This is a genomic window from Flavobacterium piscisymbiosum (genome assembly GCF_020905295.1).
In the GTDB taxonomy this organism is placed as follows: Bacteria; Bacteroidota; Bacteroidia; order Flavobacteriales; family Flavobacteriaceae; genus Flavobacterium; species Flavobacterium piscisymbiosum.
The window spans coordinates 4,311,007-4,323,257 of record NZ_JAJJMM010000001.1; the positions used below are offsets into that span (position 1 = coordinate 4,311,007).

Here is a 12,251-nt window from a genome sequence, read left to right on the forward strand (position 1 = left end):
GAATTATGAAAAAGAAATATTATATATTAGTTCTTGCGTTCTTATGTATGCTTGTAGGGCAAAGTAGTTATGCACAAACCTCTGGTGGGGATTATGGTTGGGATATTGATCTTCCAGAGATATGTGTAGGAGCAGGTTGTGATGATGACGGTGGTAGTCCTGACTCAGGAGATCCTTGCGATATTTGGAGTTCATCTTATGATTACAACACATGCCATGGCGGGAACAATAATGACACAGGAGATCCTTGCGATCCATTGAGCAGTGCGTATAATCCTAATCAATGTGGAGGTGACACAGGAGATCCTTGTGACCCATACAGCTATGCTTATGATTATACCGTTTGTTATGGAGAAACAACTAATCCAGATCCGCCTATACAAATTGATCCTGAACCCTGTGATGGCAAATTGGAAGCAGAAAATAAAAGTAATTCAATTCCAAATAACATACAATCTTCCACAGCAGATGCTCTTGATGCGGCATCAGCTATAGATGGTTTTGAACATGGAATTACTTTTGGTAAAGATGCAAATGGTCAAATAACTCAAGCTCCTATTAGAGATGGAGGTGTTTACAATGTGCCTGTTACACAAAATTGGCCAGGAGCTTTTGCGGCTGTACATAATCATGTGGTTGATTATCCGCCATCTGCAGGGGATGTTTATACTGCTGTGACATTGGTTTCAAATAACCCTAACTTTGTCACATCATATATTAATTTGCCAAATGGAGATTCATATGCTATGGTTGTGACAAACCCTGAATTAGCTAAAGAGTTTGTTACAAAATATCCTAAAGACCAAACAGATAACAATCCTCCGGAATTTCCCATAGTAATCTTTGACCACTTGCAGGATCTTGTACCTATAATGGGGTCAAGTACAGAAGGAAAAATAAATGCGATTGTTGCAACTTTAGACAAGTATAAATCGGGAATATCTATCTTAAAAAAAGACTCAGTTGATGGTTCATATGTAAAAATAGCAATTAAGCAAACCACAATAAATGGCATTACAAATTATCAACTAATTAATTGTCCATGACTAATAAATAATTAAAAATGAAAAAAATAATTAGATTTTTAATACTATTTTTAATAGCAACAGTTCTATATAGTTGTAAGGGAGTGCCAATGGTACAAACGACAAGAGAGATGAAAGAACTAAAAGTTAATGAATCAAAATTTGTAAATAAACCACTTAAATATTTACTTAAAGAAATAGGTCCTCAAATAAAAACTGGTATAGGACAAAATGAGGATCAATTCTTTTTTAGTTTTAGATTTACCACTTTAGAACAACAAAAACTAAATCAAGGAAGTTTAGATGATAGAGTATCTTTATATGTGTATGTAAAGGAACGTATTGACTGGCAATGGGAAAAAAGACCTAAAGGAATTGAAAGCGTCTGGACAAAAGAAGATGCCAAAAAATATGGGAATCTTATTGTAGTTAGAATAAAAATAATTGAAAAAAATAATATTCAATAGGTATTAGATTAACATGATTATTAATTAAGATTGTACTAAAAAACAGAAACAAGCTACAACCCTAAAAAAGTTGTAGTTTTGTTTTGTACAAAATGGCTAACAGGTTCTGATGGTTCTGACACAGGAGATTCTTGCGATCCATTAAGCAGTGCGTATAATCCCTATCAATGTGGAGGTGACACAGGAGATCCTTGTGACCCATACAGCTACGCTTATGATCATATGAGCTGCAACTATTGGAATTCAGATCCGCCAAATAATGATGACGACCCTTGTACATTCTCTACACTTCAGGCAGCAATTGGAGCAACGACATTTTTTGCGAATCATGCTTTACAACTATCAAATAATTTTTCCCCTTTTTCAACTACTAGTGGACAAAATGAAGAAGGCTTTGTAATTATTGAGGTTAATGGAGTAATTAGTTCAGGGATATTTGATACCAATGGGGCTTTACTTCCGGAGGAATTCAAACTGCTGGTACAAATGGAGGTTTTATAAAAATTTCAAATCATACCATTTCTGATGTACATACCCATCCGGCTGGTGGAATTCCCAGACCTAGTGCTGAAGATCTTTGGTCTTTAGCCGATTCGAAAAGTTTTTCACCGAATTTTTCGGATTCATATGTTATTGCAGCAGATGGAACAAAATATGATCTGCATATTTCTGATGTGAGTAAATTAGAAAATTTCAAGGAACTTAATGGAGATTTTTATGACCCCGCTACTAAAGGTTTTAAAGATGGAACTCCTTTAAGTATTGACTATAACCAGATGATTAATCCATTCACTACAAACAATCATATGAGTATTGAAGAAGCTCGTGAAAGAGCATATGCATATGTAGTAAAGGATGACGGAATTGATTTATTAAAAGCCGCATCAGGATCGAATGAATTTAAAAAAATTGATGTAAAACCATCCAAAAATCCGGACGGCACTGAGAAAAAAGATGCAATGGGTTTTACTATTTATGAAAGCGTAGATTGTCTATAAAATTAATTAAAAAAAAGATGAAAAAAGTAACAATAATTTTCTGCATAATAATCTTAGGTGCTTGTGCATGTAAAAAAGAAGCTACTGCAAAAGAAGAAAAAAAGTATTATAAAAACCCAACAAAACTTACTTTAAATGATTTTAAAGGGGATACTTTGGCATACGTGCAAACCAAAATTCTAGACAACAAAGAATATTATATTGGGAAAAAATTTGAGGTTTTGCTTAACGACCTTAATATACCTATAAATAATTTTCTGTTTTCTGAGGATGATAATAATATTGCATCTGTAAGTAGTACTATTTTTTTAATTTATGATGGCTTTGAAATAAAAAATAAATTGACTAGAGGGGAAATCCCTGTTAATCTTGTTGTACGATGGAATCCCCCTTTAAAAGCGGAAGATCTTAAAAAATTAAACGGAGAAATGGGAAAACGTGGCGAGTGGAATCCTAAAAATGAGGCTTATTTTAGAGAACAAATAGTCGAAAATATTGTAAAAACTGATTACAATCTTGAAAAGTATAAAAAAAAATAAATACTTATGGTTACTCTAGGATTTAGCATGGTTGAACAAGATTTAACCTAGCAGCCTGAAGTGTTGTCTAAAATGCAGGTGTCCTGTTTGAAGTCTATTCATTATGTTCGGGGGGTAAAGTACCTATAAATTTGATCTTTTTTACTAAACAAACTGCAACTCTAAGAAAAGTTGCAGTTTGTTGTTTTTGTAATACCACTAATGATTACATTATATCCAGTGGCTTTGGTATAATAAGTCTTTGCGGAAAATTCATCAAGGTGTGCAAAATGGAGATAAATGTTATATAGCTTTGGGAGCTGGTTTACTCGCTTTAGATATTGTCTCACTTGGAGAAGGTTCTGCTATTACACAAGGTGTCGGGACTGCACTGAGGCCTTTAGGGTTTAAATTATTTATTAATTGTATCTAATTTGTACCTCAGATTCATTTTAGATTATTTAATACTGCGGAATTAATTTTTTGGAAGTGAAATTCTTTTGATAGTGTATTACTAAATCATATCAATACTGTTTTGATTGCTAGTGGGTACCAAGCTTTAACATTATAAATATAAATGGAAGAAATAAATAACTTTAGGTGGCTTAGATTTATAAAAAATATAAGAATCCTCAATGTAATTATGTATGCTTTACTAATATTTTTTGGAAATATATACCAGCATTTCATTCTTGTGCTGTTGTTCTTATACCTGCATTTATTTGCGATTTTATTATTTATAATTTTGGAGATTAGATATGTAGTGTTGACAAGAAAGAACTTTTTAGAACATATTTTTACAAACTGGCTTGTATTTTTAGGGTTTTTAATTTTGACATATGATATCGCTAAAATATTTTTACCCAAGAGTTAGTACACCCATGTGTGTTTAAGTAGGAATCACAGCCAAGGCTGGCTGGATTTGCTCTTAAGAATTTAATAAAAGAATAAACTACGCTTCTAAAAAGTCGTGGTTTATTCTTTTTTTTATAGTATATATTAGAAGGTTAATGTAAGAGTTGTTTGGGTATAGTTCTAGGGTTTAAAGGACGCTCCAGCGCACCGCATAACGGCATCAAATCCATAATTCATGTTAGAACCAACTGTGTTACATCAATAGATTTTAACCACCTTTTGGTTGTATTAATTTTTATTTTTTTGACTATAACTTTGTTTTAGATAAACAAATGATATAATAAAAGAAGGTATTCATTTTTACGCTATGAGTCAATCGAAGAATTTGAAAGGATATTAGTTCAATTATATATAATGTAACTTTCAATTTGTATCTTAATTGCACCTCATAATATTTTGTATCGCTTAGTACTTCAAAAACTAATTTTTGGAGTTGTAATTCGTAAATATTTCATGATATCACCTGATTCGCTTTAGCTATGAAAAATATAAACGAAAACAAAAACAAGTTAGCTCATTCATTATAAGAATGTAAAAAAAGGTGCCAATTGTCTTAAATTGGCGCCATTTGCTGTAGTGACCTCTAAGTTTGAGATGATCACCTTAATGGGACTAGGACCATATTCCCTTGAAAACACAGGTTTCTAATTTTTATTAATATCGGGAACGGGACTCGAACCCTCCTGATAAAAAAACTAAAAAACAACGTAATCTAAAAGTTTCGAACCTAAACTCGTTAACGCTTTATTTTACTGAATTTCGATTTTTCAAAAATACCATGTGCCACGATTCTGCCACAAAACTTAATTTAAAGTTTTACACCTAAATAAAAGTGCTATTTAGTAGCCGTAAAGGAACAATTTTAGAACCATTTTGTGGATGATTTAAAGAAATTGGCTTATTATATGTAGTTATCTGTCTTCCAGTGGCTTTATAAATTTGGTTTAGATGTCCTGTTGGGGATTGATGCAAAAATTATAAAAAGTAAATTGGTTTATGGCAGTAAACTATTATACAATTCTACAAATATTATGGAGGATTTGAAAAAAACGTTTTAATTTAAGGTAGAATTGTCTTTATTTGGCTCTATGAATTACTGTTTCGGATCGTAGTGGCCAATTTTGCGCATACGTTCAGCAACGCTGTCAATGATTTCATCTAGTTGTTTGTACTGATTTTCAAAGAAGATGTGATTCGCATGAAAATTATCGCCTGTAACATTCCAGTGTGCATTTCTGGTTTTGGTGTAAAGTACAAATTCATCTGCTAACAGTTTTGCTAATTCATTAGAAACAGCGTTTGTGTTTTTTTCTGTAAGGCCAATGGTTGCTTTCATAATTTCAAGTTTTTAAGTTATAAGCAGTAATGCTTTGTTTTATTATGTAAAGGTCTTTAGAAAACTTCCTTGAAAGGTATGATTTTAGGTAAATAGGCAAAATCAATCGTTGAAATGAAGAAGGTGTCCTTTTAAGTAGTTTTTAGGTTAAAAAACTCCAGTATTTTTTAATGACAAATTGGAAACATAAATTAATATTAGTGTATTGGATAAGAACAGAATTTATTAAAAAAATAAATTTGTAATAGAATTTACTACTACTTTTAATTGAAGATTCACAAATTTTATAAACCATGAATTTAGAACAAGAAAAAGAGTTTGCGGCAAAAGAAGCAGTTAAATTACTAACTGATAATATGATTGTGGGATTAGGTACAGGTTCAAGCTCTGTTTATGCAATAAGAGAAATTGCAAAACTTGTCAGCAATGGCCTAAAAATAAAAGCGGTACCAACTTCTAATAAAACTAAAGAACTTGCTGAGGCTTTAAATATTCCTTTGATTGATATTAATTTGATAAATTCAATAGATATTACAATTGATGGAGCAGATAAATTTACCTCTGACTTAATTTTAATCAAAGGCGGTGGGGGTGCATTGCTTAGAGAAAAAATTGTAGCCTCATTAACAAAACAAGAAATTATAATAGCGGATTCATCAAAAGAAGTAAAACAAATAGGAAAATTCAAAGTCCCAATTGAAGTAATTCCATTTGCTTCAAATTATATTTTAAGTCAAATTAAAATATTAAATGGTATTGGAAAAATTAGGATGGAAGGAGATAGACCATTTAAAACAGATCAGGCAAACAATATTATAGATGCTGATTTTGGCATCATTTCTGATCCTACTTCTTTATCTAAAAAGTTAAATGATATTAATGGAATTGTTGGACATGGAATATTTATCGGTCTGACAAGTAAAGTTATCATGGGAAAAGGAGATTCAACCATAATTTTTGATTAAAGCGGAATTATGGTTCTGTCGCATCTGGGAATAACTTTTATCTTTAGAATTTTAAACCGATCAAAAGATGAATACTAAAGGTCATTGTTATCCAAAATACATCATTCTTCAGGCAGTATATTTCAAGCTAAGATTTACACTTAGTTACCGGGATGTTGAGGAACTAATGAAAATTGGAGGAGCCATTGTGGATCATGCCACGATTCAGCGTTGGGTTTATAAGTTTATACCTTTCATTGAAGCTATTTTTAGCAGCTCTTCCCGCTATTCGTTCCAATCTTTTGTGCCGAACCCCGGCACAAAAGGATTTCACTGCTATCGGGGCTAGGGCTGCTGAGGAGCCCGGCTCTTTTGACTAATAAAAATAAGTAAGGTTATAAAAAAATGGCACCAATTGTCTTCAATTGGCGCCATTTGGCTTTGTGACCTCGACGGGACAAATTTCTATAAATTTTATGGAGGATTTGAAGAGATTGGCTTACTGGAGGTAGAGGCTGTCTTTAGGTGGCTTTTGTATTTTGGTTTGGATGTCCCGTTGGGGATTGATGGAAAATGTATTAAAATTCTCAAAAGCAATAACTATTTAATTATCTGCTTGTAAACATTTCGTTTGCTTGTTCAGCGGTAATTTCAATAAATCTTTCATAGTGCTTCAGCACATCGCTGATGAGTTCGTTTTTAGTAAAATACTGAACATCATATCCTGCTCTGGTATCGCCAAAATAAGTTTTAGGATAGTAGGTCCTGCTGTTTTGGAATTCAGGCAGGTTCTGTTCTTCGACCAGATAATCTGAAACTATTTTTGCCTCGATCTTAACTCCATATATGAAATTATGCACTACATCATGCAAAATTTCGAGTTCCACACTAAAGGGATCTGATACCGAGTGGATTGTTGCGTGAATTCCCCTCAAAGCAAATTCATCCTGCAATTCGGTAAAGGCCTGTTCTACTTTGATGATTATAAATTCCTCCACAGAGCGCCTGTCTTTGAAAGTAACGATCTGTTTTAAGCGCTCTTTCCATAATTTTCCCGACCAGGGTACAGTGGACACAGAAAAACTGCGCTGGTAGTATTTATAATCTATAATGAGGCCTTTCATGAGGGCGGCTGCCATAAAAAGCATGATTACCGAGAAAGGCAGGGCCGTTATGAGTGTCATGGTCTGAAGTGCTTTTAATCCTCCTGCCTCTAAAAGCAAAAGCGCAAGAGCTGCAAGCATTATACCCCAAAAAACTTTCTGCCATGTAGGCGAGACCTGGGAATTTTTCGTGGCAATACTGTCCATGACCAAAATTCCTGAATCAGCGGAGGTCATAAAAAATATGATTACAATCAGGATAACAAGTGATTTTGAAATAAGGGGAAAAGGCAGGTATTCCAAAAAGCTGAACATTAAGGCTTCAGAATTATTTACAAGGCTGCTCAGTTCTCCTCCTGCAATATGAAAGTCTGTCCAGATTGCGCTGCTGCCAAAAACTGACATCCAAATCAAATTAAAGAGCGTTGGCAAAAGAAGTACTGCCGCTATAAATGATTTTATAGTACGTCCCTTTGATATACGGGCTATAAACAATCCTACAAATGGTGCCCATGAAATCCACCAGGCCCAATATAATATGGTCCAGTTGTAAAACCAGGGCAGGGACTTTTCATCATAAACATGTGTATTGAAAGATATGGTAAAAAAGCTGCTGATATAATTTCCAAGGCCGTCTGTAAAACTTCCAATTATATACACGGTTGGACCTGCAATAAGGACAAAAACCATCAATATTATGGCAGCGGATATATTGATATTGCTTAGCATTTTAATGCCTTTGCTAACTCCTGAAATGGCCGAGAAAATAGCCAGCGAGACCAGCACCACCACAATAAGCACCTGAGAGGAGAAATTAGTGTCGGATAGTATACCTAATGCCTTGAGTCCTGAGTTAATCTGCACGACTCCAAAGCCTAAGGTTGTCGTTATTCCAAAAAAAGTACTGCACAGCGCAAAAACATCGATAGCATTTCCCCATCCACTATTGATTTTTTCCTTTAAGAGCGGATAAAGACAGCTTCGAAGAGAAAGAGGCAAACGGTATCTGTAAGAGAAATAAGCAAGTGAGAGCCCTACCAAACCATAAACAGCCCAGGCGTGTATGCCCCAGTGAAAAAAAGTGTATAATTGTGCATTTTTCGCCTGATTGATATAATGATCTGTGGAAAAAGCCTCATCAGCGTAGTGAGACATCGGTTCTGCGACTGCAAAATACATCAGTCCGATTCCCATTCCCGCCGCGAAAAGCATGGATATCCAGGAAAAGAAAGAATGTTCAGGCTCACTGTCGTTATTTCCTAATTTTATATTGCCATATTTGCTGAACATAAGATATACCAGAAATATCACAAATAGGGTAACTGACCAGACATAAACCCAATTCAGGTTTACAAATATGAAATTTTTAATATTTTCGAGCAGTATTTCCGTTGGTTTAGGAAATAGTACCGTAAATGCGCAGATGCCGAAAATAAATAGTAACCCGGGAATTGTCACACCTTTGTCAAAAGTGGTGCTTTTTTTATTTTTTTCCATGCTAAAAATGTTTATTGCAGATTGATTAAAGGCCAGCCGGTCATAACTTTATAATTTAACTAAAGAAATCTGAGTTAAGGAATATAATTTTTGACTATAATTTAAGCAGTGTTTGCCAATTTTGATAAAGTGTATTGAATTTGTAATCAGAATAGCGACAGCATGCTGTTAGTTCAATTTGATTTCTTTGTCCATAACTATGGTTTGGGTAGGATAAGCAAAATCAATTTCCTTTTTCTCAAAAGCAGAAAATATTTCAAGATAGACTTCCTGTTGATTATCCATGTAAAGATTATAATCAGCATCCAGTACATAATATACAAATTCAAAATTCAGGCTGAAATCACCATATCCCGAGAAATGCCCCCTGTCAAATTGGAGCTGAGGCTTTGAGGATATAACTGCTTTTACAATTTTTGGTATTTCCGATAACTGTGAATGAGTGGTCTGGTAGGTAACTCCCAAAGAAAAAACAACACGCCTTTTTTCCATTCTTTTATAGTTTCTGAGTCTGGAATTGGTAAGGTCTGTATTGGAGCAGATCAGCTGTTCTCCGCTAAGGGTCCTAATACGGGTGGTTTTAATTCCGATATATTCAATAACCCCATTGTCAGGTCCTAATTGCACGAAATCACCAATTTCAAAGGGACGATCAAAAAAGATGACAAAATAACTGAAAAGGTCCCCCAGAACTGCCTGTGCGGCAAGGGCTATGGCAATACCCCCGACACCTAATCCGGCAATCAGAGTAGTGACGTTGTATCCCATATTATCGATTAGAAATATGATGCCGCAAATCCATATAATAATATTTACAATAGCAATAAGGCCTCCTGCCTGTTTTTGCTTGCTTTCGCTTTCTTCGGATCTTTGGATAAAGGAATAGATAAATTTTTTAAAGGCTGCGCTGATGATTTTCAGGATAAAATAGGTAAAGGCGAACATGTAGGCTACCTGTATGATTTTGTCAATATTTTCAGGGAGTTTAAGAGTCTGCAATGCAAAATAAAAAGCACTGATATATAGTATAGGAAGTACGGATTTATCCACTACCTCGATGATAAAATTATCCCAGGTAGTCTTTGTATTTGAGGCCCAGTTTTTGAGTCTTCTGATAACCACAACTTTGACTGCCTTTACAATAATTACAGATGCTATTATTATTGACGCTGCGATAAGCCATGTTAAAAAAGTGTTGCCTAAAAAGGTTGTGTTTAAGATATCCATAGATAAGTTTTAATGTTTCGATTCAAAAGTATTGAACTAACGGAACACCTGCAGATTACAAAAGCATAAAATAGACGCAAATTTTGCTTATCAAAGTTTTTAGTTGAAAAAAGCCCGGGGAGTGCTGTCTAAAGACAGTGAAAGCTAAAGAATACTATCAAAATAGTAGATCAACAGTTAATTGACACAAGCAGTAACGAATTATTTACACAGCTATAATTTTACAATAGGTGTACTGATAATTAGTATTTTCAAAGTTAACCATATAAAAAACCGATTCCAAGAAAAATAACCAATAGTTCTATTTTTTCTTTTTTATAAGATGACAGACTATCTGGATAATTGCCCTGTTGGACTTTTAGCACTTTTGTTGGGTAAAGTATTAATTTAGACTTAACTTTGTTTATAGGGGAATACGCTTTATAAAAAAACCTCGGGTTATTTCCTCTTTATAATTACCATTATTTCTATGAAAAAGAACATTACGCACAAACTAAATGAACTTCAGGCAACTGCTATCTGCGGTAACGATATTACTTCTTCCTGCCTTTATGTTTCTGCTCTTACCATTGGATATGCCGGGCAGTATGCCTGGATCTCACTTTTGATAGTGGCATTTGTGCTGCTGCTTTTTCGCAAAATTTATGGTGAAGTTGTCGGGGCGCTGCCTCTTAATGGAGGAGCATATAATGTGCTGCTCAATACATCAACAAAAAGGATAGCTTCATTTGCAGCGATTCTTACCGTACTGTCCTATATGACCACGGCAGTAATATCAGCCACTGAGGCTATGCATTATCTGCATACTATATTTGAGGGAATCAATATCCTTATGGCAGCGGCAGTAGTTTTGGTTTTATTTACCTTACTGGCAATTATTGGAATAGGGGAGTCGGCCATTGTCGCTGTCTGTATCTTTATAATTCATCTGGTTACCCTGGTGCTTCTGGTAGTATTTTCAGGTTTTTTTATATTTTCAAATGGATTGGAAACCTTTCACCTTAACTGGGAACTGCCTATGAATTCCAATGGGATAATATATACGCTGTTTCTGGGTTTCTCTGCAGCAATGCTGGGTATTTCCGGCTTTGAAAGTTCTGCTAACTTTGTAGAAGAACAAAAGGCAGGGGTTTTTCCAAAGACCCTTCGCAATATGTGGGCTATTGTAAGCTTTTTTAATCCAGTAATCGCCCTGCTGTTAATTGCCATAATACCCATTGCCCAGCTTGGAGAGCACAAAGAATCGCTTTTATCTTATCTGGGGCATACCACTGGAGGGGACTGGCTGGCATGGATGATCTCCATAGATGCCGTTCTTGTTTTGTGCGGTGCAGTGCTTACTTCTTTTGTCGGTGTCTCAGGACTTCTCAAAAGAATGACCCTGGACAGGATACTGCCCAATTATTTTCTTAAAGAAAACAAAAGAGGCTCCAATTACAGGATCATTGTTACCTTTCTGATACTATGCGTATCGGTTATGCTCGTTACAAAAGGAAGACTGGAAGCATTAGCCGGTGTTTATACTTTTTCTTTTCTGGCCGTTATGGCGCTTTTTGGTATTGGAAATCTGCTGCTGAAAATAAAACGCAGAAAACTTCCCAGACCTGAAAAGGCAAGGGGAATAGCAGTAGTGGTGGCAATAGCATTTATACTAATTGGATTTGCAGGTAATATTATTCTAAATAAGGAGGCTTTTCAAACCTTTATAAATTATCTTATACCCGCGGTTTTGTTTGTACTCATTATGCTCAACAGATCGCTTTTGATACAGACTATGGTGGATATTCTGGAATATTTCTATAAGCCTGTCCGCAAATTTGCCATTATAAGCAATCGCTATTTGAGAAAAGTACAGAATAAAATTCATTCCCAGGAGTTTGTCTTTTTTACAAAAAGTGACGATGTGGCGATACTTAACAAAGTAATGCAGTATGTACAGAACAACGAGACCACCAGAAAGCTGAAAATTGTCAATGTCAGGCTATTGGGGGAATGCAACAATGCCCTCAAGAAAGATCTTGAAGTGCTTGACAGGGCTTACCCTGAAATCCATATTGAGTTTGTAGAGATTGATGGCGTATTCGGGCCTGATCTTATAGATGAATTATCAGAGCAGTGGAAGATTCCCAAAAATTTCATGTTCATTGCCTCGCCGGGAGATAAATTTTCGTATCGTGTTTCTGAATTGGGAGGGGTTAGGCTGATTATGTAATACTATTAT

At 34.9% G+C, this 12,251-nt stretch carries 11 protein-coding genes; 8 read left to right on the forward strand and 3 right to left on the reverse strand.

The window, feature by feature from the left end; genetic code table 11:
* The first annotated feature begins 5 nt into the window (after nucleotides 1–5).
* The 5 genes from LNP81_RS18550 to LNP81_RS18570 all read left to right on the forward strand — a co-directional run bounded on the left by LNP81_RS18550 (nucleotide 6) and on the right by LNP81_RS18570 (nucleotide 3,029).
* Nucleotides 6–1,046 (forward strand): hypothetical protein, encoded by a 1,041-nt coding sequence (locus tag LNP81_RS18550; protein ID WP_147424205.1) that lies wholly within the window; start codon nucleotides 6–8, stop codon nucleotides 1,044–1,046.
* 17 nt (nucleotides 1,047–1,063) lie between these two features.
* A complete protein-coding gene (locus tag LNP81_RS18555) occupies nucleotides 1,064–1,492 on the forward strand; it encodes a hypothetical protein (protein ID WP_121321565.1) in 429 nt (142 codons plus the stop codon).
* A gap of 78 nt (nucleotides 1,493–1,570) precedes the next feature.
* Nucleotides 1,571–1,993 carry a hypothetical protein gene (locus tag LNP81_RS18560; protein ID WP_121321563.1) on the forward strand — a complete coding sequence of 141 codons (423 nt, stop codon included), beginning with the start codon at nucleotides 1,571–1,573 and terminating at the stop codon, nucleotides 1,991–1,993.
* A gap of 173 nt (nucleotides 1,994–2,166) precedes the next feature.
* Complete coding sequence (locus LNP81_RS18565; RefSeq protein ID WP_230038387.1) at nucleotides 2,167–2,490, forward strand: hypothetical protein; 324 nt, start codon at nucleotides 2,167–2,169, stop codon at nucleotides 2,488–2,490.
* A 17-nt stretch (nucleotides 2,491–2,507) separates the two neighbouring features.
* On the forward strand, nucleotides 2,508–3,029 hold the full coding sequence (locus LNP81_RS18570) for a hypothetical protein (RefSeq protein ID WP_147424204.1): 522 nt from the start codon (nucleotides 2,508–2,510) through the stop codon (nucleotides 3,027–3,029).
* A 1,987-nt stretch (nucleotides 3,030–5,016) separates the two neighbouring features.
* Here the strand turns inward: LNP81_RS18570 and LNP81_RS18575 are convergent.
* Nucleotides 5,017–5,259: a Dps family protein gene (locus LNP81_RS18575; protein WP_230038389.1), complete on the reverse strand. Its 243-nt coding sequence runs from the start codon at nucleotides 5,257–5,259 to the stop codon at nucleotides 5,017–5,019.
* A 293-nt stretch (nucleotides 5,260–5,552) separates the two neighbouring features.
* Between LNP81_RS18575 and rpiA the strand changes: the two genes are divergently transcribed.
* Together rpiA and LNP81_RS18585 are read left to right on the forward strand one after the other, a co-directional pair.
* Nucleotides 5,553–6,224, forward strand: coding sequence for a ribose-5-phosphate isomerase RpiA (rpiA, locus tag LNP81_RS18580; protein ID WP_230038391.1), 672 nt, complete (start codon nucleotides 5,553–5,555; stop codon nucleotides 6,222–6,224).
* A 67-nt stretch (nucleotides 6,225–6,291) separates the two neighbouring features.
* Complete coding sequence (locus LNP81_RS18585; RefSeq protein WP_395433135.1) at nucleotides 6,292–6,552, forward strand: hypothetical protein; 261 nt, start codon at nucleotides 6,292–6,294, stop codon at nucleotides 6,550–6,552.
* A gap of 259 nt (nucleotides 6,553–6,811) precedes the next feature.
* On the opposite strand, the gene LNP81_RS18590 is transcribed toward LNP81_RS18585, so the two are convergent.
* Nucleotides 6,812–8,803, reverse strand: a complete 1,992-nt coding sequence (locus LNP81_RS18590; RefSeq protein ID WP_230038393.1) for a BCCT family transporter — start codon at nucleotides 8,801–8,803, stop codon at nucleotides 6,812–6,814.
* Between the two features lie 168 nt (nucleotides 8,804–8,971).
* The gene (locus LNP81_RS18595; protein ID WP_230038396.1) at nucleotides 8,972–10,030 is read right to left on the reverse strand and encodes a mechanosensitive ion channel family protein; all 1,059 of its coding nucleotides are present in this window, start codon (nucleotides 10,028–10,030) and stop codon (nucleotides 8,972–8,974) included.
* A 469-nt stretch (nucleotides 10,031–10,499) separates the two neighbouring features.
* Here LNP81_RS18595 and LNP81_RS18600 point away from each other — a divergent pair, with 469 nt between their 5' ends.
* Nucleotides 10,500–12,242 (forward strand): APC family permease, encoded by a 1,743-nt coding sequence (locus LNP81_RS18600; protein WP_230038398.1) that lies wholly within the window; start codon nucleotides 10,500–10,502, stop codon nucleotides 12,240–12,242.
* Nucleotides 12,243–12,251: the final 9 nt, after the last annotated feature.

What these genes read in the sequence shown, in the direction of transcription:
- LNP81_RS18550 (WP_147424205.1), top strand. Translation starts at nt 6, where the DNA reads ATGAAAAAGAAATATTATATATTAGTTCTTGCGTTCTTATGTATGCTT.
- LNP81_RS18555 (WP_121321565.1), top strand. Translation starts at nt 1,064, where the DNA reads ATGAAAAAAATAATTAGATTTTTAATACTATTTTTAATAGCAACAGTT.
- LNP81_RS18570 (WP_147424204.1), top strand. Translation starts at nt 2,508, where the DNA reads ATGAAAAAAGTAACAATAATTTTCTGCATAATAATCTTAGGTGCTTGT.
- LNP81_RS18575 (WP_230038389.1), bottom strand. Translation starts at nt 5,259, where the DNA reads ATGAAAGCAACCATTGGCCTTACAGAAAAAAACACAAACGCTGTTTCT.
- rpiA (WP_230038391.1), top strand. Translation starts at nt 5,553, where the DNA reads ATGAATTTAGAACAAGAAAAAGAGTTTGCGGCAAAAGAAGCAGTTAAA.
- LNP81_RS18585 (WP_395433135.1), top strand. Translation starts at nt 6,292, where the DNA reads ATGAATACTAAAGGTCATTGTTATCCAAAATACATCATTCTTCAGGCA.
- LNP81_RS18590 (WP_230038393.1), bottom strand. Translation starts at nt 8,803, where the DNA reads ATGGAAAAAAATAAAAAAAGCACCACTTTTGACAAAGGTGTGACAATT.
- LNP81_RS18595 (WP_230038396.1), bottom strand. Translation starts at nt 10,030, where the DNA reads ATGGATATCTTAAACACAACCTTTTTAGGCAACACTTTTTTAACATGG.
- LNP81_RS18600 (WP_230038398.1), top strand. Translation starts at nt 10,500, where the DNA reads ATGAAAAAGAACATTACGCACAAACTAAATGAACTTCAGGCAACTGCT.